Annotated in this window: 26 protein-coding genes and 2 pseudogenes; 6 read left to right on the plus strand and 22 right to left on the minus strand. The window is 39.3% G+C overall.

What is annotated here, in order from left to right; all coding sequences use genetic code 11:
- Nucleotides 1–18 precede the first annotated feature (18 nt).
- The 5 genes from R3D71_00355 to R3D71_00375 are packed head-to-tail and all read right to left on the minus strand — an operon-like array spanning nucleotide 19 to nucleotide 3,663.
- Entirely contained in the window at nucleotides 19–651 is a 633-nt protein-coding gene (locus R3D71_00355) for a DUF3035 domain-containing protein (protein ID MEZ5690101.1), read from the minus strand.
- Between the two features lie 13 nt (nucleotides 652–664).
- On the minus strand, nucleotides 665–1,144 hold the full coding sequence (gene lspA / locus R3D71_00360; GenBank protein MEZ5690102.1) for a signal peptidase II: 480 nt from the start codon (nucleotides 1,142–1,144) through the stop codon (nucleotides 665–667).
- Nucleotides 1,141–2,112 carry a bifunctional riboflavin kinase/FAD synthetase gene (locus tag R3D71_00365; GenBank protein ID MEZ5690103.1) on the minus strand — a complete coding sequence of 324 codons (972 nt, stop codon included), beginning with the start codon at nucleotides 2,110–2,112 and terminating at the stop codon, nucleotides 1,141–1,143. Before R3D71_00365 ends, lspA begins: the two co-directional genes overlap by 4 nt.
- Nucleotides 2,109–3,050, minus strand: a complete 942-nt coding sequence (gene secF / locus R3D71_00370; protein ID MEZ5690104.1) for a protein translocase subunit SecF — start codon at nucleotides 3,048–3,050, stop codon at nucleotides 2,109–2,111. The genes R3D71_00365 and secF overlap by 4 nt, the downstream gene beginning before the upstream one ends.
- A gap of 49 nt (nucleotides 3,051–3,099) precedes the next feature.
- A complete protein-coding gene (locus tag R3D71_00375; protein ID MEZ5690105.1) occupies nucleotides 3,100–3,663 on the minus strand; it encodes a NifU family protein in 564 nt (187 codons plus the stop codon).
- 105 nt (nucleotides 3,664–3,768) lie between these two features.
- On the opposite strand from R3D71_00375, the gene R3D71_00380 reads away from it, so the two are divergent.
- Nucleotides 3,769–4,470 (plus strand): YbhB/YbcL family Raf kinase inhibitor-like protein, encoded by a 702-nt coding sequence (locus R3D71_00380; protein MEZ5690106.1) that lies wholly within the window; start codon nucleotides 3,769–3,771, stop codon nucleotides 4,468–4,470.
- A 373-nt stretch (nucleotides 4,471–4,843) separates the two neighbouring features.
- Here R3D71_00380 and R3D71_00385 read toward each other — a convergent pair whose 3' ends face one another.
- The 6 genes from R3D71_00385 to petA form a co-directional block, all read right to left on the minus strand.
- Nucleotides 4,844–5,167, minus strand: coding sequence for a TrbC/VirB2 family protein (locus R3D71_00385; GenBank protein ID MEZ5690107.1), 324 nt, complete (start codon nucleotides 5,165–5,167; stop codon nucleotides 4,844–4,846).
- Nucleotides 5,168–5,550: 383 nt separating this feature from the next.
- Nucleotides 5,551–6,852 (minus strand): peptidylprolyl isomerase, encoded by a 1,302-nt coding sequence (locus R3D71_00390; GenBank protein ID MEZ5690108.1) that lies wholly within the window; start codon nucleotides 6,850–6,852, stop codon nucleotides 5,551–5,553.
- A 3-nt stretch (nucleotides 6,853–6,855) separates the two neighbouring features.
- Entirely contained in the window at nucleotides 6,856–9,093 is a 2,238-nt protein-coding gene (gene lptD, locus R3D71_00395; GenBank protein MEZ5690109.1) for an LPS assembly protein LptD, read from the minus strand.
- Between the two features lie 90 nt (nucleotides 9,094–9,183).
- Nucleotides 9,184–9,954, minus strand: coding sequence for a cytochrome c1 (locus R3D71_00400; GenBank protein MEZ5690110.1), 771 nt, complete (start codon nucleotides 9,952–9,954; stop codon nucleotides 9,184–9,186).
- Nucleotides 9,955–9,967: 13 nt separating this feature from the next.
- Nucleotides 9,968–11,215 carry a cytochrome b gene (locus tag R3D71_00405; protein MEZ5690111.1) on the minus strand — a complete coding sequence of 416 codons (1,248 nt, stop codon included), beginning with the start codon at nucleotides 11,213–11,215 and terminating at the stop codon, nucleotides 9,968–9,970.
- Between the two features lie 5 nt (nucleotides 11,216–11,220).
- Complete coding sequence (gene petA / locus R3D71_00410; protein ID MEZ5690112.1) at nucleotides 11,221–11,784, minus strand: ubiquinol-cytochrome c reductase iron-sulfur subunit; 564 nt, start codon at nucleotides 11,782–11,784, stop codon at nucleotides 11,221–11,223.
- Between the two features lie 178 nt (nucleotides 11,785–11,962).
- Here petA and R3D71_00415 point away from each other — a divergent pair, with 178 nt between their 5' ends.
- From R3D71_00415 to R3D71_00425, 3 genes and pseudogenes are all read left to right on the plus strand, one after another.
- Complete coding sequence (locus R3D71_00415) at nucleotides 11,963–12,409, plus strand: tRNA (cytidine(34)-2'-O)-methyltransferase (GenBank protein ID MEZ5690113.1); 447 nt, start codon at nucleotides 11,963–11,965, stop codon at nucleotides 12,407–12,409.
- Nucleotides 12,410–12,423: 14 nt separating this feature from the next.
- Nucleotides 12,424–12,801 (plus strand): annotated as a pseudogene (locus R3D71_00420) (coproporphyrinogen III oxidase).
- Between the two features lie 285 nt (nucleotides 12,802–13,086).
- Nucleotides 13,087–13,551: pseudogene (locus tag R3D71_00425) on the plus strand (coproporphyrinogen III oxidase).
- Nucleotides 13,552–13,562: 11 nt separating this feature from the next.
- Here the strand turns inward: R3D71_00425 and R3D71_00430 are convergent.
- The 3 genes from R3D71_00430 to phoB all read right to left on the minus strand — a co-directional run bounded on the left by R3D71_00430 (nucleotide 13,563) and on the right by phoB (nucleotide 16,328).
- Nucleotides 13,563–14,282, minus strand: coding sequence for an ATP-binding protein (locus R3D71_00430; GenBank protein MEZ5690114.1), 720 nt, complete (start codon nucleotides 14,280–14,282; stop codon nucleotides 13,563–13,565).
- Between the two features lie 795 nt (nucleotides 14,283–15,077).
- On the minus strand, nucleotides 15,078–15,494 hold the full coding sequence (locus tag R3D71_00435; GenBank protein ID MEZ5690115.1) for a hypothetical protein: 417 nt from the start codon (nucleotides 15,492–15,494) through the stop codon (nucleotides 15,078–15,080).
- Between the two features lie 108 nt (nucleotides 15,495–15,602).
- Complete coding sequence (phoB, locus tag R3D71_00440) at nucleotides 15,603–16,328, minus strand: phosphate regulon transcriptional regulator PhoB (GenBank protein MEZ5690116.1); 726 nt, start codon at nucleotides 16,326–16,328, stop codon at nucleotides 15,603–15,605.
- 128 nt (nucleotides 16,329–16,456) lie between these two features.
- On the opposite strand from phoB, the gene R3D71_00445 reads away from it, so the two are divergent.
- On the plus strand, nucleotides 16,457–17,011 hold the full coding sequence (locus tag R3D71_00445) for a septation protein A (protein ID MEZ5690117.1): 555 nt from the start codon (nucleotides 16,457–16,459) through the stop codon (nucleotides 17,009–17,011).
- 39 nt (nucleotides 17,012–17,050) lie between these two features.
- Here R3D71_00445 and purD read toward each other — a convergent pair whose 3' ends face one another.
- A complete protein-coding gene (gene purD, locus R3D71_00450; GenBank protein ID MEZ5690118.1) occupies nucleotides 17,051–18,310 on the minus strand; it encodes a phosphoribosylamine--glycine ligase in 1,260 nt (419 codons plus the stop codon).
- 78 nt (nucleotides 18,311–18,388) lie between these two features.
- On the opposite strand from purD, the gene xseA reads away from it, so the two are divergent.
- Nucleotides 18,389–19,879 carry an exodeoxyribonuclease VII large subunit gene (gene xseA, locus R3D71_00455; protein MEZ5690119.1) on the plus strand — a complete coding sequence of 497 codons (1,491 nt, stop codon included), beginning with the start codon at nucleotides 18,389–18,391 and terminating at the stop codon, nucleotides 19,877–19,879.
- A 29-nt stretch (nucleotides 19,880–19,908) separates the two neighbouring features.
- Here xseA and R3D71_00460 read toward each other — a convergent pair whose 3' ends face one another.
- From R3D71_00460 to R3D71_00490, 7 genes are all read right to left on the minus strand, one after another.
- Nucleotides 19,909–20,676 (minus strand): prepilin-type N-terminal cleavage/methylation domain-containing protein, encoded by a 768-nt coding sequence (locus R3D71_00460; GenBank protein ID MEZ5690120.1) that lies wholly within the window; start codon nucleotides 20,674–20,676, stop codon nucleotides 19,909–19,911.
- 75 nt (nucleotides 20,677–20,751) lie between these two features.
- Entirely contained in the window at nucleotides 20,752–21,612 is an 861-nt protein-coding gene (locus R3D71_00465) for a lipid A biosynthesis lauroyl acyltransferase (protein MEZ5690121.1), read from the minus strand.
- Nucleotides 21,596–22,606, minus strand: a complete 1,011-nt coding sequence (lpxK, locus tag R3D71_00470) for a tetraacyldisaccharide 4'-kinase (protein MEZ5690122.1) — start codon at nucleotides 22,604–22,606, stop codon at nucleotides 21,596–21,598. Before lpxK ends, R3D71_00465 begins: the two co-directional genes overlap by 17 nt.
- Nucleotides 22,607–22,613: 7 nt before the next feature.
- Nucleotides 22,614–23,897, minus strand: coding sequence for a 3-deoxy-D-manno-octulosonic acid transferase (locus R3D71_00475; protein ID MEZ5690123.1), 1,284 nt, complete (start codon nucleotides 23,895–23,897; stop codon nucleotides 22,614–22,616).
- Entirely contained in the window at nucleotides 23,881–24,564 is a 684-nt protein-coding gene (locus R3D71_00480) for a lysophospholipid acyltransferase family protein (protein ID MEZ5690124.1), read from the minus strand. The genes R3D71_00475 and R3D71_00480 overlap by 17 nt, the downstream gene beginning before the upstream one ends.
- A gap of 10 nt (nucleotides 24,565–24,574) precedes the next feature.
- Nucleotides 24,575–24,934 (minus strand): hypothetical protein, encoded by a 360-nt coding sequence (locus R3D71_00485; protein MEZ5690125.1) that lies wholly within the window; start codon nucleotides 24,932–24,934, stop codon nucleotides 24,575–24,577.
- Nucleotides 24,928–25,446: a DUF4065 domain-containing protein gene (locus tag R3D71_00490; GenBank protein MEZ5690126.1), complete on the minus strand. Its 519-nt coding sequence runs from the start codon at nucleotides 25,444–25,446 to the stop codon at nucleotides 24,928–24,930. Before R3D71_00490 ends, R3D71_00485 begins: the two co-directional genes overlap by 7 nt.
- Between the last annotated feature and the right edge of the window lie 15 nt (nucleotides 25,447–25,461).

The following is a 25,461-nucleotide window of genomic DNA, read 5'->3' on the forward strand; positions in this document are numbered from 1 at the left end:
GACTTTATATTGTAACGATTACCACCCGAATAGATCACCAAGTAAACCCCTGTCTTTTTCTTTTACAGTTGGAGTTTCTCCTTCGGTTATCGACTTATTTTTTTTGCTATTATCCTCAATACGTTTTCTCTCAGCGTCAGCGTCAACCAATACCGCCTTTTCTTTTTTCGTACCATATGAGAAAATATCCCACCAGCTAGATTCTTCTTTTTGTTGTCTGGTGACGATTTCTTGTTTTATTAATTTCTCTCTTATATCGGGATCAGCTTTGCTGACACCAATATTTTGTAAAAACCCTGAATTCGCCTTATCGTCACCCGATAAAGAACGAGAGCTTACTGGCATTACAGCGGTGTCTGAATATATTTCGTCTAGCTCAAAGCTGTTCCTTCTTGGCTCGTTGCCAATTACTATCGATTGCGCTTTCATATCCGCCGATACAACAGTGGGAGAAGTAGAAATAGCAGAAGGAGGGCGTAGATTAAATTGTGGAGGAACCGAGAGAGGTGGCCTTGATACAACCTGAAACTCATCAGGTGAGGTACGGTTTATACCAAGAGTTTCTTTTATAGTGCTTCCACTACCACCGCAGGAAGCGAGGAAAAAAACACTACAGCTTAAAGTTATTGGAAATATAGAAGAAATTTTCATAATATGACCTAGCCTAAAATTTTTTCTCAAAGAACATACTATAAACACATAAAACTACAACACCTATGAATATAAAACTATCAGCGATATTAAAAGCTGGCCAGTGCAGGTTATTTATATGAAAATCAAGAAAATCAACTACCGCGCCGTAATATATGCGATCCATGACATTGCCAACAGCGCCTCCTATTATAAATCCTATTGAAAATACAGTAGCCATAGAGGTGGTTTCCCACAACCATACAAGTAGAATAAGTACAATTACCATTGCTACTAATATCAGTAGCAATGGCTGGTTATGTTCAGAAAACATACCAAAACTTACGCCGCGATTAAAAACCAGAATAAAATTAAAAAAAGATGTTACTTTTATTACATTTCCATCCACGACTTCCTGCCATCCTAATATGGCGGTCTTACTCCACTGATCTAAAGTGAAAATAATAGTGGCGATAGCAAGAGCGATAATAACCTTGATAGGATTTTTTTTCATACGAATATAGATTCTTTTACTTGCTTACAATCTTTCGCGATTTGTTTTTTTAGTTCCTCTAAGGAAGAAAATTTCTTTTCCTCCCGTATAAAATCAATAAATTCAGCGCATATAAATTTACCATAGAGATTTATATTAATATCAGGAACATGAATTTCTAAAACTGGCTTACTAATACCAAAAGTGGGCTTTATACCTATATTAGCTATCGCGTTATACTTAACATATCTTCCAGATGAGTTTTTATCATATATATGAGCTTTTACCGCATAAACTCCTTTAAGAGGAATAAAGAGATTATCAATTTTAATATTAGCGGTGGGAAATCCAAGCCCCCTTCCTTGCTGATTTCCTTGTATAACTCTACCGCCTATGTGGTATGGTTGCCCTAGTAATTTATTCGCTTTTTTTACCTCACCACCATTAAGTAAATCACGTATGGCGCTAGATGATATTATATTATTCTTATCATCCATAATTTGCGGACAATCTTCATACTGAAAACCAAAAAGAGCTGCTTTTTCAGCAAGAAGATTTTTATCTCCTTGTCGGTTTTTGCCGAAGTAGAAATTTTGACCGGTTATCACGTAAGCGGCGTTTAATTTATTAACAATTATATCTTTTATAAACTCATCCGCTCTTAAAGCGGAAAATTCTTTATTAAAACGAACTAAAAAAATGGCTTCCACGTTAAGAGATTTTATCACGGAAAGTTTGCTTCTTACGTTAAAAATTCTGATTTTTTCTTGAGCTAGTTCTCTGTTATTACCTTTAAGTTTTTGTAGGAATTCTTTAGGGTGTGGCTCAAAACTCATTAATGTAAGTGGAATATTTCTGCTGTCAGCTATTTTCCTAGCTTTTTCTATTATAGAACGATGTCCGAGATGTAAGCCATCAAAATTACCCAGTACTACAACCGAGTTTTTATATTTTTCTGGTATAGCGCTAATATCACGAAAAATTTTCATTTTTTATCATTCATATTTTCCGTATCATTTTCTAGGGAAGGTCGTAGATTGAGATAGATAAGGGTAGGAGCGGAAATATATACAGAAGAGTATGTTCCTATGATTACCCCAAAAACCATAGCCGCTGAAAACGCTTTTATTACCTCTCCACCAAATAATAAAAGAGCAAGCGCTGCAAGAAGGGTAGTTCCAGCGGTAAGAACGGTACGTGACAAAGTATCATTTATACTTATGTTGATAAGGTCAAAAACTGACTTCTTTTTGAAACGTCGCATATTCTCTCTTATGCGATCATAGATAACCACAGAGTCATTTATCGAATAACCAATTATGGTGAGTATCGCTGCTATAGCGGTAAGCCCAAAATCAAGCTGTGTTACTACAAAGAAACCAATAATCATGGCACTATCATGGAAAAGAGCTAGTATTGCCCCAACTCCATACTGCCATTCAAAACGAAACCATATATAGAGCATTATACAAATAAACGCTAAGGAAACCGCCAATATACCGGATTTTATTAGCTCTTTTCCAACGGTTGGTCCTACATAATCTATTTTTCTATAGTCAATTCCCTCAGCTATATTTTTTTCTAGTATTTCTTTTATAGCCGTCACTACTTTCGCTTGTTCATCAGTCTCGGACACTTGGACACGGATCATTATATCACGTCCGGTTTCTATATCTCCTATATTCTGTAAGGATATTTCCCCAAATTCACCTTCTGATAAAGATTTTCTTACATTCGCTAGGTCAATTTTTTTTTCACTGTGGATTTCCATAAGAATACCACCGGTAAAGTCAATACCAAGATTAAGCCCTTTGCTAAACAGTAATCCAATTGAAACAATGGTAAGAATAATTGACAGAACAAAGCCTATCCAGCGCTTGCCCATAAAGTCAAATTCCGTTTTCTTGTGAAAAAAGGAAAGAATCATAAATTGTCCTTAACAATAGTATTGTAGGTAACGACCGTGAACGATTTACCTAAGCGGATACCGCTTCAACGGCTATCACCTCTGGTATATAGTGTTTTAACATATTCTCAACACCATTTTTTAGGGTAATTGTGGAACTCGGACAGCCAGAACAAGAACCATGCATTTCCAAGCTTACTATACCATCGCTAAATCCACGAAAAATAATATCTCCACCATCTTGAGCGACTGCTGGACGTACTCTAGTATCAATAAGCTCACGAATTTGCTGAGAAATCTCATCATCTTCAGAATTACTAGCGCTATCTGATATATTGTTTTTTTCTGTTGACAGCATCACAGGCTTTTTAGCTACAAAAAAATCCATGATACAGGTAAGTAGAGGAGCTTTAAGACTTTCCCAATCCTCATTTTCGCTTTTGGTTATTGTAATAAAATCATTGCCAAGAAATACAGCTTCTACCCCATCAATAGAAAACAACTCAGTGGCAAGTGGTGAAACTGTCGCGTCTTTCGGGTCTGTAAAAAAAGCGGTTCCTGATTCCATCACGGTACTTTCAGGAATAAATTTCAAGGTTTGTGGATTTGGTGTTTCTTCAGTCTGTATAAACATAGCGTTACTTTATAATATAATTAATGACATTTATGTTATATATAGTATTTACTGTCGGAAATTCAATCAATATCGTATCCTAAATCAGCTATTAGAGGATTATTTATGAAAAAATTTACTAGCAAAACTTTGTTATTTACAGCGTGTATATACCCATTTTCACAGTCTATAGCCGCAGAGTCTATAATATCTGTCACCTCAAATGATATAAAGCATGAAGCCAGAATAGCCGAGAAATTTGCTTTTTGTAAAGCGGACGGCAAGGGTAAAGCAGAGCCTTCTTCTAATATTAGTCCGCATATATCATGGTCTGGAGCGCCTAAAGCGACTAAATCATTTGCTTTAATTGTAGTGGATCCCGATGTTCCCGCTAAATTTGATGACGCTAACAAGGAAGGGAAAGTTATAGCGAAAGATTTTCCTCGTAAGAATTTTTATCACTGGATAGTAACTGATATACCAGTCTCAGTGACAGAATTGAAAGAAGGTGAGGGGAAGAATATAGCGCAAAACTTATCAGCGGGAAAAGAGCTTTTTTCCTATAAAAATGGAGGTGTTCCAGCGATAAACGATTACGCTTCTTTCATGAAAGATAAGCCAAGAACAGAATTTTTAGGATATGATGGACCTTGCCCACCATGGAATGATAGCCGTATTCATAATTATCATTTTACTATCTACGCCCTTGATACAGAAAAATTAGATACGGATAATGTTTCAAGTAATGAGGAGCTAGCTAATAAAATAGCGGCAAATAGCATTGCCAAAGGAATTATAGTTGGCACTTACAGTAATTATAAAAAATAGAGTTTTAGGCATAAATCATTGACTACCACCTGATGTGGTAGTTTGTAACGCTGCGCTTGAACCACTAGAAGTGTTTTGATTAAGTGTTAATAGTTTCTATTGAATAAGTCTGCATAGTCAGAGCATGGCAATCGCATTTGGATACAATGTCACCCCGTACGTGGTTAGCGGGGTCTGGTAGGTTGCAGAGCAATCCAGTGAAAAGCTCTGCTTTTCACAACCGGATGCCGTCATAAAGACGGCATGACAGTGTCATGTTCAGTGCCTGATACCCAAATGCAATCGCCATGCACCTACGGTAGAGGTTTAATTTGTATACAAAAAAACCTGCTGGAGTTTCCCCCAGCAGGTTTTTGTCGGTAAAACAAACTGATTATGGACAACCAACCGCATTGCCACCTAAAGCACCAACAAGGGCACTAGCACCGAAGATCAAGGATATACCAAGACCTACGATAATTGCCATACCCCAAGATACTTTACCCATAAGGGCACCGATACCGATGACTATGATCGCTATTGTCGCAAGACCTTGACCGGTAGTTCCGGTGAACCAGCCTACAACTGTACACATCATGTTACCAATTACGGTGTTAGTAGCGAATGCCATATCAGGTAGCATCACTACTATAGCGGTAAGCATCACTAGAAGCGATACTTGCCAAGTAAGAGCAAGCTCTTTGGTTTTAGTTTTCATAAAAAACTTCCTTTACAAAAAGGTTTAATAAAAATTGTGGATAATCCACTAATAAAAAGGTTTACTCCCAAAATGCGGAAAAACCGCGAAGCAAACAAGATTATCATATATTAAATATTTGTGGGGTGTAAATGATAAATTTAAGAAGATTTTGTTACAAATTGTTTAATTTTCTTCAAAACACATATAACCAATTGTAAAATAATAATTTATATAGTGCGTCTGCCCTCAAGCAGATGCTTGAGAATGGACACGATCAAAGCACGCGCCGTAAGTGTGTGCTTCGCGTGGCGCCTTGTTTTGTCGTAGCTTTTTAGGGTGAAGACAGAAGATAGCATAATAATAAATACCCCTGGCATGAGCCAGTAAAAATTAACGTAACTTTACTCCCTCACCTCAATAAACGCCTTGCGACGTAAATCTATCAAATATTTTTTTGCCTCTATCTCAAATTTCTGTCTAAACAAATTATCTTTTATTTTACTTAGCATTATCAGGCTGTTAGAAGATTGTTTTTTGCTGCATAGCATATACATACGTACACCTTGTTTGCTGGCAAAAGGCGTAGATATGTCACCTTCCTCCAAGTTTTTTACTATCGCTTTTAACGCTGAGGAAAGTTGTGACATTTTCAATTTCTGTATGCTTACGATAGGCCTATAATCACCAGATGTTCCTGTATATTCCAGTTCTTTAGAGTCACATTTTCCAGGATTTTTCATAATTTGCTCAGCGACTCTGGTAAGCGATCTTTTCTCTTCATCAGATGAGTCAGGAGAAAGCTTAAATAGTATTTCTTTTAAAGTAATCTCATAATCTATTGGAAGCCCTTTTTTTGTTGATTTTATATCAATGATCTTTACTATATTGAAGCCATTTTCTGTACGAATAGGCCTAGTCACTGCTCCTTTTTTGGCAGTAGATTTTAGTTCTTCCGCTATGTTTGGCTCTAATTGTTCAGGACGTATCCAAAAGGCTGATATATCATTATTTGCTGAGAATTGTCTTGCTATCGCGTGAAAATCAGCCCCTCTGCGTAATTCATAAAATAACTTTTCCGCGAGATTTTTTATTTTCAATTCATCTTTAGGGTTTTCTACAGGTAAATTAATAACCGATATTTTGATTTCCTTAATGTTTTTTTCTTGTTCAGCAAAAGAATAGCTCTGAATAAACTTAACTTCCTCATCATTTATTTTTATGAGTGGTCTTATATTCTTATTCAATAATTTGCTCCATGCTATTTGTGCTTTTATCTGTTTTTTGAAGGTGTCTAAGGGCACTTTGTGCTTGTTCAACATAGATAATATTCCTCCCTCAGGAATCTGCCGTTGAACTTCTATCGTACGAATAGCTTGCTCTACCTCATTTTTATCTATTTTTATATTATTCTTCTCCGCTTCCTGCAGTTGGAGTGATTCATTAATAAGAGTATTTATTACCTGCGGTCTTATATTCGCCTTCATCTCCGCATTATCAGGCAACCCCGTCGTTTTTATTATAAATTTTATGCGGCTATCCACATCAAAAGATGATATTATTTTTTCTCCTACAACCGCCTCTATTTTAAGAGAGGCAGCTTCCTTAGCTTGAGTTTTATGAATACAGAACGGACTAATGGCTACGAATAACGAAATACAGCCGTAATATAATATCTTGCTAGTTTTTTTACGAATATCAGCCATATCTTAGTCCAGATTCTTAAATGATATTTGAAACATGTAAGTGGTAGATGGTTTAATGTCACGATCTGAAGTATAGTTTCTACCGAAGCTGTTAGTAATATAAATACATTCATTATTAAAGGTTAAACTAGTGGAAGCGTTGCTAATATCATTTATTTGCAAGTCACGCGTAGCGCTTACTCCCCATATCCACTGTTTGGTAAGATTTATGGCAAGCGCTCCACTTATCTCCTCCCTATTTTGTAGAGTGGGATCATTCTTAAGAGAAAGATAAGAAGAGCTTAAATATACCGGATAATAATTAAATAAGGCATTTACCTCATTTTGGTTAAAGGCAAGACTATCTTTATCAAGACGTGTTCTATAGGATACCGAGAATGGGTCGTAATATACACCTATATTCCCTACATAGTCAGAAAATTTATTGCTGCTATTATTGGAATATGGAAAATTATTGTTAGTATCACGACGATAATGCTGACCTACCAACCAATTTACATATTTATTATCAGGAAATTGCGCGTGTCCCCTTATCCCATAACTAGCTTGCGCTCCAGTTTCCACCCTGTCATAGCCAGCAAAACGGTTGGGACTAAATAGATTGCTGGTGTTAAACTCAGGTATACTGGAATCCTCATTTGGTATTTTACCTGAGTTTCCACTTTTGGCGCTAGTTGCCAGCATTACTATAGGTTCTATAAGTATATTACTATTTTCTAAGTTGTTTATGAATGGATACCGCCATGTGACTGAGGCGCTAGGTAATACACGGGTAGTTTTTCCACTAAAGTTATTACCGTTTACGAGTGTAAAATCATCTATCCAATATAGATCAGTACGTACTGCCGCATTTAATTCTATTATCTGCCCATCCTCAGTGATATATGGCAGATTCCATCCTGCGGTAGTTGATATGCGGCGACTTTCCGTACCCTGCCTTCTAGTAAGAGCCATAATATTAGCGTTTATCAGAAATCTATCATCATATTCCCCTTTTTCTGATTGCCAGTCAAAGTTTACTAAAGGCAAAATACGTGGAGATATTCTGTTATCATCATCTGCGGTAAGCCCATCAAATTCTAAGGCTTGAATGTCAAAGGCGCTACGCATATGATTTTTTAGCTTATTATCCCCGATAAAATCATATTTTTCAGCGTATATCCTAGAGGTCAGAAATGAGTCATCACTAATATCATAACGTCTTAAGTAAGTATCATCACTGGTCTTATTTATACTAAATCCAAGATTAGTTTTATCCTTAGTGTGGAAATGACCCTCACCACTAAAATGTCCACGTATATCCTGTCCTTTTGAAACCACCCCTCCCGCGTCACGAGTCTGCGGCTTGGTAATACTCCCTGACAGATTTAGCGTGCCATTGTTAAATAGCTGGCGGTATTCACCATCCAATACAGGTCCTTCCAGTGATGTATATATCGGTGTAACAGTAATGTCTTTATCCGCTTCTATACTATAATATATTGGCTGTTTATATACAGTACCCAGATTGGTCGATTGCTTTAGAGTTGGAGCGAGTAAACCGCTCTTATTATCCGCTCCCGGTGTCGGGTGAGAGAAATAAGGTGTGTAAAAAATAGGTATGTTATAAATTTCCATAAAAGCGTTCTCATAGGAAACTTTTTGCTTTTCTTTATCTATAACTATGTGGTCAGCCTCTAATTGCCACAGAGGATAATTTTCCTCTGTTTCTGAGCGACATACTTTACAAGGCGAATATACCGCCTGATGTAGTTCTGTAACATTCTCGTTAATTTTTTTCGCGCTATTTGCGGCAAATAAAGAGTCATCATTAAGTCTAGCTTTGAATTGACCTATAACCCCTTTTTTCATATCATCTTTAAGTTCAAGCTTATCAGCGAATACAACATTTCCAGAAGCTTCCAAGACGCTTATATTGCCACTTGCCGTAACCACATTTTCCTTTTGATCGTAAATAATATGATCAGCAAGTAGTATTATTTCACCTTGTACTACCTCAACCTTACCACTAGCTGAAACTAAAGATCTTTCCTTGTCATAATCAACTTGTCTGGCTGTAAGTAGAACCGGTTGCTTTGTATCATGCTTTGAGTCAGATTTTATCTTTGTTTTACTAAAAACCGGAGCCGGTGTTGTGCCAACGGAGACAGTTATAGCGGAAGATGGATAAGGTATAAACAGTAGGGAGCCAGTTGAAATAACTCCTGTTGCTATATAACGATTAAACGAAATTAATCTCAAAATATCCGCCAGCTAAAAATTAATGTTTTAGTATATATAATTAGTATAATTAAACAGACAGTACCTAATTATCCAGTACAATAAAATTATCTAGTGAATTTTTTTCCACAAATTGCGCTTTGCTATATACATGAACATGGTAAATATAGCTAGAAAAATCAGAACCTTTATACCCATCTGTTTACGTGATTCCATTTCTGGCTCCGCAGCCCATTGCAGAAAAGTAGTAACATCACGTGCCATTTGCTCAACACTAGCTTTAGTTCCATCACTATACTCAACCTGATCCTCAGCAAGAGGCGGCGGCATAGCTATTCCAACATGATATCCGAAATATGGGTTATAATATTGACCATCGGCTATATGCACACCTTCCGGTGGAGTTTGCCCATATCCGGTAAGTAATGAATATAAATAATTCGCCCCGTCAGGACGAGCCTTTACTATCAAACTAAGGTCTGGTGGATAAGCACCATTATAAGCCGCCCGCGCAGCTTCTTCATTAGGAAAAGGAGGGACAAAATAATCAAACGGTTTCCCAGCTCTTTCAAACATCTCACCTTCATCATTAGGACCATCTTTTACCTGATAGCTTGCGGCAAGAGCCTTAATTTCAGCCTCAGAAAATCCTATGTCAGAAAGATTACGAAAAGAGATACGTCCAAGACCATGACAGGCGGAACACACTTCCTTATAAACTTGAAAACCACGTTGAGCGGATTGCTTATCAACATGACCAAAAATTCCATCAAACTCCCATACCATTTTTTTGGGGATAGCTTTATCTCCACTGGCAAATGCGGCACTACCGCTTACACCTAAAGCTATTAATGATACTGCTGTTAAAACTGACTTTTTCATATAGCTTATCCAATTAATGATGTTCTTTTTTAGACTTAAGCACCGCTGAACTTATGCTTTCAGGGAGCGGTAGGGTTTTTTCATTACCACTGATAAACCATAGCAGAGGAAAATAAGCGAAATAAATGAAAGCACAAATTTGACTAACAAGAGTATTGGTTAGTCCCCATGTATGACCATCAGCAGATTGTGAACCCATATAACCAAGCATTATGGTATTGACAATGAACAACCAAAACAACTTTCTGAACAGTGGACGGAAAGTCCCGCTACGTATTTTTGAACGATCAATCCATGGCAAAGCAAACATGATAAGTATTGAGCCAAACATAGCGATAACGCCACCAAGCTTATCAGGAATAGCCCGTAAAATAGCATAGAAAGGCAAGAAATACCATTCAGGAACGATATGAGCCGGAGTCACCATAGGATCAGCAGGAATATAATTATCTGGGTGTCCTAGTGAGTTTGGCGAAAAGAACACAAACCAAGCAAACACCATGAAAAAGACACCAAAACCGAAGAAATCCTTATAGGTATAGTAAGGATGGAAGGGAACGGTATCCTGAGAACCTTTAACATCTATGCCAAGAGGATTATTTGAGCCATGTTCATGTAGTGCCCATATATGTAAAACCACCACGCCAACAATTACAAACGGCAACAGAAAATGCAATGAATAAAAACGGTTAAGAGTGGGGTTATCTACAGAAAAACCTCCCCATAACCAAGTCACGATAGACTCACCAACTCCGGGAATAGCGGAAAAAAGATTAGTAATAACCGTAGCTCCCCAAAAGCTCATCTGTCCCCATGGCAGCACATAACCCATAAAAGCGGTTGCCATCATAAGTAAGAATATAACAAGGCCAAACCACCATAAAATCTCACGTGGAGCTTTGTATGATCCATAATATAAACCACGACATATGTGAATATACACCACTACAAAGAACATAGACGCACCGACCGCGTGAGCATAGCGCATCATCCAGCCATAATTAACATCACGCATGATATGCTCAACACTACCAAAAGCCATATCAACATGGGCGGTATAATGCATAGAAAGAAACAAACCAGTCAGAATCTGCATAACTAGGCAGATCCCCGCTATAGAGCCAAAATTCCACCAGTAATTTAGATTACGTGGCGCTGGATATTTACTGCCGAGACTATTATCCAGAAATGAGAAAACCGGTAGGCGATACTCAATCCAACCTTTAATCCCAGCTTGTTGTTCTTTTTGTTTATGAGCCATTATTTTTAACCAATCTTAATACGATTATCGCTTAAAAAACTATATTTAGGAATATCCAGATTTTTTGGAGCAGGACCTTTACGGATACGACCAGCGGTATCATAATGTGAACCGTGACATGGACAGAACCAGCCACCATTATCAGAATTATTATAGTCACCTGCCCCACTCAAAGGAATACAGCCAAGATGTGTACATACACCAACCATCACCAACCATTTTTCATGACCTTTTTGCACGCGATCTTCATCTTTTTGTGGGTCTTTCAGCTCATCAAGAGGCACCTTCCTTGATTCATCTATATCTTCATCTGTTCTATGACGAATAAATATTGGTTTTCCTCTCCATTTAACCTTTATGGTCTGACCTTCTTTAATCGGTGACAGATCAACCTCAATTGAGGAAAGCGCAAGAACGTCAGCCGATGGATTCATGCTATCAACTAGAGGCCAAGCAACGCTTGCCCCGCCAACAGCCGCCATAGCTCCTGCGGTAAGAGCCATAAAATCACGACGGGTACTACCGCATGATTTTTCATTACTATCTATGTTTGATGGTGTATTACTCATGATATTCTACTTAATAATATGTATATAGACATTACTAATTAGCTTTCTATAACAAAACATTATGAAGTTTCAACTATTAGTTCAATAAATTAAGTCAATTTTTACAAAACAGTTTTTTATGCTACTAGGATTATACGGAGTTTTTAAGGAATAAAAGCCAATTTGGAGTGTTGTTTTAATGATAAGTATAGCTCTATTTGAACCTGATATAGCGCAAAATACCGGCAGTATAATGCGTCTATGTGCCTGTCTTGGCATAAAACTTCACATTATAGAGCCGTGTGGATTTTTGTTGAACGATCGTCAACTTAAACGTGTGGCGATGGATTATAGACAGCATGTGGATATGATAAGGCACATGTCATGGCAAAAATTTCTCAAATCATTGCAAAAAGATAATCGTTTAATATTGCTTACCACCAAATCTGAGAACAAATATACAGATTTTACTTTTGAGGAGAATGATATTTTGCTATTAGGGCGTGAATCATCAGGAGTTCCTGACTATATAGATAAGGATGTGTTTGCCAAAATTAAAATCCCAATGCAAGAAGGGGCACGTTCGCTAAATATAGCACTTGCCGCTGCTATGGTCTTAGGCGAGTCTTTGAGGCAGATTAACTGATAGGAATTAAATTTATGGAAAAAATAGAACAGAGAAAAGAGCAAGCCGCTTCATGGTTTCGCACTTTACGTGATGACATATGCGCACGTTTTGAAAAGTTAGAGGATGAACTCACTGCTAGTGAACTTCCCGCTGGGCGATTCACGCGGACAAATTGGCAGCGTGACGAAGGTGGTGGCGGTGAAATGTCGGTAATGAAGGGCAGGGTGTTTGAAAAGGTAGGAGTAAATATTTCTACAGTACATGGTGAATTTTCAGGGATTATGCGTAAGGAAATTCCCGGAGCTGCGGATAAACCTTACTTCTGGGCAAGTGGAATATCATTGGTCGCCCATATGTGTTCGCCGTTAGTTCCCGCTGTCCACATGAACACCAGAATGATCGTAGTAAGCGATAAATCTGCTATCTCTGAATCGGAAGATATGCAAGAAGGTGTGGTCCGCAGACCACACGAGCCATCAGCCAGCGAAGCTGTGTTCCATGCGAAAGAAAGTAGTCTTTCGCGGGAGCAAAACATAAACAGGTCAATAGACCGAGTCAGCCTTGAGCAATGCCTCATGGGATTTCCAGTAGGAAATACCGGAGGCGAACATAAAACACGACCAGTAGACCGAGTTAGTCCTGAACACGCCTCATGTGAAAGCCAGCAGGCCTTCACGGAGGTAAACATAAATTATAAAAGTTGGTTTGGTGGTGGGGCTGATTTAACTCCAATGTATCCGATTGAGAAGGACACGCAGGATTTTCACGTCGCTTTTAAGGATGTATGCGACAAGTTTGATCCAGAATATTATGGTAAATTCAAAAAATGGTGTGATGAGTATTTTTTTCTAAAGCACCGTAATGAACCACGTGGCATTGGTGGAATTTTCTATGATTACATAAATACAGGTAATTGGGATAATGATTTTGCTTTTACTCAGGAAGTAGGAAAAGCTTTCGCCAATATTTATCCACAACTGGTGCGTCGTCATATACAGGAAAAATGGACGCAAGAACAAAGAGAGTGGCAACTTGCGAAGCGTGGGCGTTATGTGGAATTCAACCTGCTTTACGATCGTGGAACTCGTTTTGGGCTGATGACTGGAGGTAACACAGAAGCTATACTTATGTCACTACCACCAGAAGTTAAGTGGGGGTGAACTGTATGCTTCTAGCCGTATTTTTTTAGGAAATTACGCAAATCATCATATGATCCGTCCTTATTAGCGTATTCACTATAGCTTTTCGCAAGACCAAGCCATTCTCCAGTTGAAGACTTTATCTCAGTAAAAGCTTCCTGAAAATGAGAGTTGGAAAGTGGAATTATATCACTTCCGTCATTGCATTCATCAATCGCGTAATCCACAGCCGTTTCAACAAGAGCCGCTAAATCCGCGCCTGAAAATCCAGAGCTTTTCTCAATAATTAGCTTTTGATTAAGGTCGCTTACAACAGGGCGATCTTTAAGCAAGTCTTTTAATATAAAGCTACGGGCAATACGGTCAGGAGGAGGCACAAATATTGTACGATCAAAACGACCAGGACGACGAAACGCTGAGTCTAAAGACCACGGCACATTAGTCGCTCCCAAAAATAAAAGTCCCTCATTATTATCACCTACTCCCGCCATCTCGTTAAGGAGTGTTGACACAATTGTATTTACCGTTGATTCTGATTGGCGACGTTGCGCTAAAGCCTCAACTTCATCAAAGAACAGCACAGCGGGCTTTGATGAGCGAGCTTGGGCAAATATATCCACAATTTTCTTTTCCGCGACTCCTTGCCACCGATCAAGAATGTCAGCGGCGCGCGCCTCTATAAACTGTGCGTTGCATTCATTGGCTAAAGCTCGCGCGATCATGGTTTTTCCACAACCCGGTGGTCCATACATAAGAACACCGCCACCGGCACGTCTTTTGAATTTCAGGCAGGGTTTTTAAATAATTCGCCGCTTTCTCTCAGTGCGGCAAATTTTGCCGCATCGGCATCATTATTAAAACCAGATATTGTTTATAATTGCTGGGATTTTTAAGATCAATGTCCACAAATGTGACATCTATTCCATGTGATTTTAACACTTGATTTAGCTTCATTTAAAGAGCGATCACTAAATAAATAGTGTGATTCAATAGCCTTTCTTTTAGAGGCAGTGCCATCAGAATTGGGAAATCTATTTCCTTTACCGGTGAGTGATTCAGATTTATTTCGGTAATATCATTTATCACTATATTTTTTTATCTTATCAGCTAATTTTTCATTCGTTATATTTTCTGATATACTGGTTACTTTTCCAACAATGCGTGGTATGAATTGGTCCCTATATACTGGAAATGTAATTCCGGATAGGCTTTTGCCATTAACTCATTGGTTTTTTTGCGTCTCCACCGAATTTCCTGTAAGCTTGATTATATACTGCTGGTCATCTCCGCCATCGCTTCACGCGGAAATTCCGATGGCTTGTAACCCAGTGTGTTTTAAGATGCCTGCTTATGGTTCTTTCCGGATTTATTTCCGCTAATGCTGCTTCCCCTCGCCAGCCATTTCCTCTTTTCTCTTCTTTCCAATGCTTCATTCCATTTGTCTGATTTGTCTCAGAGATGTGTTACTCAGATGTGGAATAGTCCATGAACCATAATCAAATCTATGCCCCATTTCGTGACTGGTTATACTATGCACCAATTCAGGGTTAGAAATCAGATACGTATGCTGAATCATATTCTCTAAAGAAACCAATAGTTTTTCTGGATTTATCATTATTCAGTTGATGTATATCATTGAGTGTCCCGAAAGTAGCTCTTTGATGGTTTTCTATAATAAAAGCCTGTTGCCAGGGAGGAAACTCAGACAGTATCTTGACATATAGAGAGCGTATTTTATTCTTTTTCTTTTCACTAAAACTATCGGTTATTTCTATGGTGTCATCCACGAATTTTTTTATTGCGGAATCAGTATAGCCTTGTTTTGGCATAGGTATGGTTGTATCAGCGGACAAAAATTTTCTTGTCAAGACAAGCTGTGCAGCGATAGCTCGCTCCAGAGAATGACGGATATTATCTTCGTCTATCTCTATATCTCTGTTTTTTCTTATTTCTTCTTCAGGCATCCGCTCATTATAATAGAATTGTGCGGAAGAATAAATAGGATTTTGTTAAGGTTTTGTTAATTTATAGATATATCTCTGGCTGATTATTACAAAAACATTATCTGTCAATTAAACTTCATCAGTACTTTCTTCTGAATTGTCAACAGGTGTTTCTTCCAGCGCATAACCGGCAGAGCGTACAGTGCGAATAAGATCCGGCTGGTTGCCGTCATAATCAAGCCCTTTGCGCAGGCGGCGCACATGTACGTCAACTGTCCTTAACTCAACATAAATATCATGTCCCCACACCGCGTCCAGTAATTGCTCACGAGAGAACACTCTAGCAGGATGTTCCAGTAGGTAGCGAAGTAGCGAGAACTCGGTAGGGCTTAAATGCACCTCAACATCATTGCGGGTGACTTTATGACTAGACACATCCATTTTAATGCCAGCGAAAGACAAGGTCTTTTCCGAAAGCGCCGGACGGAAACGACGAAATACCGCGCGTATTCTAGCGATAAGCTCAGCGGGAGAAAACGGTTTGACCAGATAATCATCAGCCCCCGCGTCCAGACCCTTTATCCGGTCGCTCTCCTCACCACGCGCCGAGAGCATTATAATTGGTATACCTTTAGTGTCAGGACTCCAGCGTAACTGTTTGCAGATATTGATTCCAGACATTGATGGTAACATCCAGTCAAGCACGATAATATCCGGCTTACAGTCTTTAACCATATCCAGAGCTTCCTCACCATCACCGGTGGAAAATACCCGAAACCCCTCACGCTCAAGATTATAGCGTAGCAGTGTTACAATCGCGATCTCATCCTCAACTATTAAAACAGATGTTTCCAAAGTTTAACCTCTTATTGTTTGCAGGTAAGCCAGCGTAAAAGGTTATATATTTTATGCTGGTTAATTATTCCATTTAGTTATAAATAGGTGGTGATTGTAACATAATATATATTATAGGCAACAGGTTAATGAGTGATAAACATATGAATCCTAAATTGAAAATGCTCTTGGACATCGCTCCTCTTGCCGTATTTTTTGTCTGTTACAAGTTTTTTGACCTATTTGTCGCTACTGCTGCTATAATGGTAACGACTATTATTTCGCTTATTGTAACATATTGGCAGGAAAAGAAAATTTCTATAATGCCACTGGTTTCTGGCATAATAATCTCCGTATTCGGAACGTTGACATTAGTGTTGCATGATGAAACATTTATTAAGATGAAACCGACAATAGTTAACATGATATTCGCCGCCCTGCTACTTGGTGGGGTTTATTTCAAGAAATCACTACTTAAATACGCTATGGATAGCGCCTTCAAGCTTAGCGAAGAAGGTTGGCGGCTGTTGTCGTTGCGCTGGGGGGTGTTCTTCCTGTTCTTAGCCGCTCTTAATGAATTTATTTGGCGCAATTTTTCTGAGGATTTTTGGGTAAACTTTAAGGTGTTCGGGATGTTTACCCTAACCATAATTTTCACCATTCTGCAAATGCCACTTATAAAGAAACATCTGCGAGAGGAATAAACATATATAGTAAATTAAAACTACTTACTGTAAACTCTCCTAAACTACCTGCCAAGCTATGTCTCGTCTACAAAAACCATCTTTCCAGTCAATTAAATCCACAGCCTTATAGGCGCTTTTTTGCGCTTCCTTGATGTCATTGCCCAGTGCGCTCACTCCTAGAACTCGTCCGCCCACGCTTATAATATTACCGTCTTTTTCAGCGGTTCCAGCGTGGAATATTTTTACGCCATCTACTTCTTCAGCTTCTTTAAGTCCCTTAATCACACTGCCTTTCTCATAAGAAGCCGGATAGCCCTTAGCCGCCATTACCACACAAACCGCGGCTTTATCACTAAATGACAGATATTTTTCCTCAATATCTCCACGAGCGCAGGAAAGCAGCAGTTTGAATAGGTCGCCATTAAATCGCAGTAACATAGATTGCGCCTCTGGATCACCAAAACGGATATTATACTCAAGGATTTTTACGCCGTCTTTTGTCAGCATCAAACCGGCGAATAATATTCCTGTAAATGGACAACTTTCAGCCTCCATCGCCTTTATGGTTGGATTGATTATTTTTTCCATTATTTCCTTGCGGATTTCAGGGGTGGCAAGTGGTGTTGGGCTATAAGTACCCATCCCGCCAGTGTTAGGACCTTTATCGCCATCATAAGCCCGCTTATGATCTTGCGCGCAGGCGAACTCTACAGCTTTTTTACCATCACAAAGAGCAAAAAAGCTGATTTCTTTACCATCTAAAAATTCCTCAATTACTATATTACTTCCAGCTTCTCCAAACCTGCCGGAAAACATGCCTTCTATCGCTTCTGTCGCTTCCTTCTCGTCTTGTGCTATTATCACTCCTTTACCGGCGGCAAGCCCATCGGTCTTTATAACTATCGGAAAATTTTTTCCAGCTAGAAAAAGGGTAGCTTGTCGCTCATCAGTAAATGTTCCATAAGCGGCGGTTGGGATGTTATATTTCTTGAATAAATCTTTCATGAATATCTTTGAGCCTTCAAGCCGCGCCGCGCTTTTGCTGCAACCAAACACGGTAAGTCCCGCTTCACGTAAAATATCGGCAAGCCCGTCAACTAGCGGTTGCTCAGGACCTACCACCACCAGCTCTATATTCTCACTTTTACAGAAATTTATTATCTCGTCAGGCGCTGATATATTAATACAGATCGCGTCAGCGGTAATTCCAGCGTTACCGGCTGCGCAAAAAACCTGTTTAACTTCCGGTGATTTGCCAAGCTGCCAGCAAATAGCATGCTCTCTGCCGCCACTACCAATTACTAAAACTTTACTCATTGAATGCCTCATAAATTATGTTACAGTCTCCACTATAGCCATTAAAAATTTGAAACTCTATATGTTATTGCTCGTGATATGCCAGAAACAATACCAGATATAGGTCACAACCAGATAGTTTACTCGGTTAGTGAGATTTCTAGCTCCATAAAGAATATGGTGGAGGATCGGTTTGGACGGGTTTGTCTCAGAGGCGAAATCTCCGGCTGGAAAGTAGCGAGTTCAGGGCATGTTTATTTCAGCCTCAAAGATAGTTCAGCGGTGATAAACGCTATTTGTTGGCGAGGTGTTGCCGGAAAATTTAATTTTAAGCCAGAAGATGGGTTGGAGGTAGTCGCTAGCGGAAAAGTCACTACTTACGCCGGAAGATCATCTTACCAGATTATAGTTGATTCCATGCGTCCTTCCGGTGTTGGTGCGCTTATGGCACTGCTGGAAAAACGTAAAGCTGAATTAGAAAAAGAGGGGCTGTTCGCGCCAGAGCGTAAGAAGAAATTGCCGTACTTGCCGCAGGTAATAGGGGTGATAACCTCACCCACAGGAGCGGTTATCCGTGATATACTGCATCGTATCTCTGAGCGTTTTCCGCTGCGTGTGCTGGTATTTCCAGTAGCTGTTCAGGGTGAGGGGGCAGCCGAGCAAATTACCGCTGCTATTAATTTTTTCAACAATCTAGACCATGATTCTAAAATTCCAAAACCGGATTTATTGATCGTCGCGCGTGGTGGTGGCTCAATAGAGGATCTGTGGGCATTTAATGAGGAAATAGTGGTACGGGCTGCGGCGAATTCCTCTATCCCACTTATTTCCGCCGTCGGTCATGAAACCGATACTACTTTAATAGATTACGTCTCTGACCGTCGCGCGCCAACACCAACAGCAGCGGCGGAAATAGCCGTTCCGGTACGTTCCGAGCTTATTTTAGGCATAAAACAGTTGTCGCTGCGTGGTGATAGCGCTATATCACGCCTTATTACTCAAAGAAGTGAAAAATTAAATGGCATGGCAAGAGGCTTGCCCAAGCCAATGCAGCTATTACAAGCCGCTACTCAAAGGCTGGACGATTGGTCGGAAAGGCTTGTTTCTTCCCTTCCGACTTTGCTTACCATAAAGCAACAAAAATTAACTTTAATGTCGGCGCATCTGCGTCCACATATTTTAATAAATGATATAAATAATAGGCAAGAAAAGCTGGTTTCTCTGCACAAAACCCTTGAGTTTTTTACTAAGCGTAATCTTGATACAAAAAAAGATAAGCTGTTCTCAATAGAGCGTGCTTTACGTCCTATAACCTTAGTAAACGATATTAAAAAATATAATAAACAGCTAAATGATTTAAGTGATAGATTATATAGTTCAACGGTTCGTAAACTGGATTATACTGCGAGAAAACTAGAAAATTCTGGTAGTCTATTAGAAAGCGTAAACTATAAAAAAGTTCTGGCACGTGGTTTCGCTCTAGTAAAAAATGACGAGGGAAACTTAGTAATGACAGCTAAAGAAGCAAAAAATAGTAAAAAATTACAGATAGTTTTTGCTGATGATTCTTTATCAGTTTCCAAAGTTTAATATTTTACTTTGAAATAACCATAATATCGCTAGAACCCTAAATTTAGGAATACTACATCACAATTTTTATCTAGTTTAGTAGTATCGTATACGGCATTGGGTGCGGGCTTTGATTGTGGATTGGTACATCCATCAAGTTGCCAGTCACTTAATACCTGTATATTTCCTGAAGCTGGCTTCCCATCATCGTATTTTTTATCGAATGAGAACATTTCAGCCGGAGTTAGTAATTGAGGAGAGCCATAACCAAAGCTGCGAGTTGACACCATCATATGCTGGTTACGGAATCGCTGGTAAAGCTCAAATCCATTCCAGCTATCGACATTTGTATGTTCAAGATACCATGTATTATCAGAACCAGCTATCGCAGGCATTGATGTAGAATCATATGCTGGACTTCCGTTTGATGCTTGCGTTCCTCTATAGAAACCTTTTATCAAATTCGCGGCCGCTAGCTGCTGCCATACAGTAAATACTTCATCAATTATTCCATTGCCGTTACCATTACAGGTGCTATTTGTTTGTGGGCTTGCGGTAGGAGCCGGACATCCCGCCGGATTAGTTCCAAAATAGCTGGTAGCGTCTGGCAAATCACCAGGAAGGTAATTATATTTAAGCTTAAACGTATTTATAGCGGCTACAATATCTTCTTTTTGCTTATATATAGCTCTCAACTCGGCAGCTTTTATTAGATAATTGCCAACTAATACTCCACTAATAATAAGGCCAATAATTACCAAAACTATGGAAAGTTCTATTAAGGTGAAGCCTTTGCTAGGGTTACGGTATTGTCTCATAAAAATATTCATGCAATTTTAGTTCAATTTACACGAATCTATATATGGTTTATTAATATTGTTTTAATATTTTTCTCATTCTTTTGGCCAGCGTTTATGTACCCAAAACCATTGTTCCGGATACTCTCTTATCCACTCCTCCAGTGTTTCATTAATCTTTAGCATAATATTACGTGCGTCTTTTTCTTTATCACCAGTTTTGTTATATTCAATAGGTTTGTATATCGTAACCTCAAAATTAGCGCCACCCATGCGGATTGCTCGCGCTGGTATTATCGGCGCGTTGTAACGCAGGGCGAGTTCGGCGATGGCTGGCGCGGTCATCGCTGGTTTTCCAAAAAAAGGCACTTCAATACCATCATTCATTTTTTGATCAACTAGCATTGATATAGCTTCATTATTCTTAATAGCGCGGGCGATTTTTACTGCGCCTTGCCTGCCTTTAGGAATAAGATTAAGACAGCGGCTTCTGCGAATTTTTGCGATCATCTCATCAACTATCCGGTTATTTGCCTCACGGTAAACACCGGTTATTGGACGACCACAAATCTGCGCGACAACGGCAAGTAATTCCCAGTTACCGATATGACCGGAAAACATAAAAGCTGGTTTGCCGCTGACCGGTAAATTTTCCTGACCCCTTACGGTTATTCTGGTTTCTACATAGCTTTTTTGCAAGTGGGATAGCTCAGCGGCGGTTCTGCCTAGATTATCCCACATCTTGTTCAATAATTTATCTTTATCTTTTTCGCTAAGAGTAGGAAATACCATAGACAAATTCTTTTTCGCTGTTTTATGGGCGGAAAGAGAAGGACCTATCGCTTTTGCCATCAGACCACCCATTTTTGACGCTGTATCAAAAGAGAATAAGCGGAAGGCGGTAAACAGCATATGCAAGACAAAAGCTTCAAGAAAATGTTCAATTTTTTTTATCATTTTTCTCTGGTAATATATCTTCTATTAATTCCTCTAAATGGGCTTTATTTTCAAATATCAACTCCATTTCCGCTATTTTAATAGATTCCATCTCTTGTTTGAACTGTTTTTTCATACGGGCAGCATCCTTACTGGTAGTAACCAATTCCGCGTTATGTTTTTTCGCCTCTCTAAACAAGAAAAGTAAATCCTTTTCTTTGTAAGGATAGTGGTCAGGATAATCTACAGCCCTAATAATATCAGCGCCAACCTCTCTTAACATATCAAAGAATTTGGTGGGGACGGCTATACCACAAAAAGCGATGATTCGCTTTCCTTTAAGAGCGAGCATAGAATCCTTCGCTTTTGAGCGGGCGATTAGCATAGATGTATCCGGCATGGCAGTTGGTATAAAATTCGCCGGATTTACGATGATAACCGCGTCCGCCTTATTAAGACCTGCCGCTACCGGTTCACGCAGGGGACCCGCCGGCAATAATCTTTCATTGCCAAAACCAAGTCTTCTATCAGTAACTATAAAAGATAGATCTTTCTCAATGGATGGATTCTGCAATCCGTCATCCATTATAATAAGCTCAGCGCCTTGCTCTATAGCAAATTTTGCCACCTCAAGGCGGTTTTTACCGATAATAGTCGGCAGTATCTCCGCAAGTAGCAACGGCTCATCACCAACTAATTCCGCTCCATGTATATCCGCATCCACCCTGATCGCTGATTTTTGACTGCCACCATAGCCACGACTGATAAAAAAAGTGTTTACTCCCTTATTTTTTACCAGCTCACCTATATATAAAGCGACAGGAGTTTTCCCAGCTCCTCCGACACTTATATTTCCTACACAAATAACCGGAACAGGTAATTTCTCAGGTTTTATACGACCATATAACAATCTACCGACCAAGTAATATAACCATGAAAATGGAACCAGAATAAGCGATAACAAGGTAGATAACTTGGTTTTAGAATTCCAAAATTTAGGAGCTTTCATTTTCATATGATTTTTACTCTTTCTCCAGAGTAACCGGAGTAAAAATCGGAGCGAGTGTTTTTATTATTCTCTCTATCGCTCCAGTCTTGGTGTTAAGCCATTCTTTGGTCGCTATTAATGTATCAGTTATCCGGTCAGAATCCTTTATTAAAGTGGCTACTTGCTCTGTTAGTTCTGTCGCGTTTTTAACTCGCACGCATATCTTAAGCTCTTCCATCTCATTATACATATCCAGAAAATTCTTAGTATGAGTTCCGGTTATTATGCAGCAGCGCAGTCGTGCCGGTTCTAGTGGATTCTGCCCGCCATGCTCAATAAGTGATCCACCCATAAACACCACTTCACATAACCGGTAAAACAAACCTAACTCGCCGAGAGTATCAGCTATATAAAAATTCGTGTCAGCTTCTATTTTATCACCTCGTGAGCGCAAGGAAACCTTGCCGTAAGCGGAAATGGTTTTGGCTATTTCCTCACCACGTTGTGGGTGGCGAGGAGCGATAATAGTAACTATATCAGAATATTTTTTTATAAGAGGGGCGCAAGCAGCAGCGATTTGCTCTTCCTCATTGTTATGCGTGCTGGCGGCAAGCCAAACTGGTCTTTCCCCTATTTGTTTTTTCATAGCGGCGAGCTCTGATTCTAGGCAAGGAAGCACCGATGAGTCATATTTAAGATTACCGGGATAAATAGAGTCTTGTGCTCCAAGCGCCTTAAAACGCTGGCTATCAAGAGGAGTTTGCGCGAACACCACACTAAAGCAATTAAGCATATCAAAGATCATCAGCGTAGCGTATTTCTGCCACATATTGTAAGATTTTTCGGACATTCTGCCATTTATTATTACCATGAAACAGCCACGTGCCCGCGCGTTCATCACTAGGTTTGGCCATAATTCTGACTCAATCCAAAACCCAATATCAGGTCGGAAATGGCGTAGGAATTTATTAGTCGCCTCATCAGTATCTACCGGCACGAATTGGTGAAGTACATTAGGAAGACGTTTTTTAACCAACTGCGCTGAGGTCACTGTACCGGTGGTAAGCAGGATCTTAACATCTGGAAATTCAGCGTTTATTTTTTCTATTAACAGTAAAACCGAGTTTACCTCACCGACACTTGCCGCATGCATCCAAAGCAGTACGCCTTTTGGACGTTTTATCTTGTAATTTCCCAGCCTTTCACCAACCCTGTTTTTATCCTCTTTTCCTTTATACTGGCGGATTTTAAGCCAGATATAGATGGCAGGAGCGCATAAGATAGTAGCTATCTTATATGTTCTATAGCTTATCTGCATTTTTTTCTGTCCCACCTAACGTGCTCGCCTTTTTGGTTAACTCATTCATTGCTTTTTCAACCAATATCCGGCCCTCTTCATTCGCTATCTTTATGTCTATTGGTTGTCCGATACAAAAATATATCCGGCTAAAAATTTTAGCTAGCATAAATTTATCCCAGCTTCTTAGTCTTTTATGCTTGGTGGCGTAGAAAGTGACCGGTATTATCGGTAGTTTAGAGAGTTTTGCTATGGTAACTATTCCCATTGCCGCTGTTTGATTAGGACCACGCGGTCCATCAGGGGTTATGCTGACATTATCACCATTTTTAAGCAGGCGTATTATATCACGCACCGCTTCCGTCCCACCCTTGCTGGAAGATCCTTTCACCGTATCCTGCCCAAAACGCTTTATTACTTGTGATATTAGCCTACCATCACTATGGTCAGAAATAAGCACATGCATTTTGCGCTGAGGATTAACTGCTGGAAGTAACATCATTCGTCCATGCCAGAAAGCGAAAATAGCATTTTTCTTGCCATCCATAAAAATTTTTGCCTCAGGATGTATATAAAATTCTTTTTTTGCTGTAAGCATTACTAGGCGGATGTAAAACGCCAACATATGGCTTAAAATAAACTGTGTGAGCGGTTCTTTGAGCAGGCTCTTAAGCTTAAGTGATGCCATACCCGCCTCTTTACTGCCTATTTTTCGGGAATAAAGAAATAATTATCATCAGCGGCAATCCCAAAATATTTATGGTGGTGGTGGTAAGTATCGCTATTAATACCGAATCTGAAAGATTTTGTTTGTATAATGTATATGCTATTATAAGAGCGACGCATATCAAATATATTGATACCACCCACATTACCCAGCGACACATTCTGATCCTTAAGTTAGAGGTCGCTTGCTTAGCGTCATTACTAAGCTTATGCTCGCGTAATTCCTGTTCTTTTTTCAAATTATCAGACTCAGGAACAGGAGGAGTGGTATATTTTCTACCTTTAATTTTGGTAAGCAGAGCGGTTACGTCAATATTATCATCCACTACCATTTACCTTTATATTTAACTATCGCCTGTTTCGCCCTTTCTCTGATTAAAGAATCATCCATAGGAGAGTTCTCTCCCTGATCATAAGCATGACACCAAGGGCTACCATCTTCATGAGTAATATCGCTCAGTTCCAGACCGCTTTTATCTTTATATACCGCCCATACAGCGCTTAGTAGCTGAATAATATCATCATCGCCATTTTTGATTATGGGATAAGAGATCTCTCCAGTTTTCATCGCGAAATTCATTGAGAAAAAATCAATTGGATCATTAGCCGCCCGCTTGAACTCATGATATATGGAAGGAATAACCGGTCCATAACGCCACGCCTCAATCTTCTCAGAAAACAGCTTTTTGCCAAACAAAGCGTAATACCAAGCATAGCTGAAATAAACTAACTTTATCAGCTTCATTGTGGTTAAATCCTCAACATTTTCCTGCTTCGCCAGCCACAGAAAATAATTCGCTATGTGAGAGGGTAGGTAAGGAGGTTCGCTATCTTGTTCGTTCATAGTTATATTGTGGTG

Source organism: Rickettsiales bacterium (genome assembly GCA_041396965.1).
Classification (GTDB): Bacteria; Pseudomonadota; Alphaproteobacteria; order Rickettsiales; family SXRF01; genus SXRF01.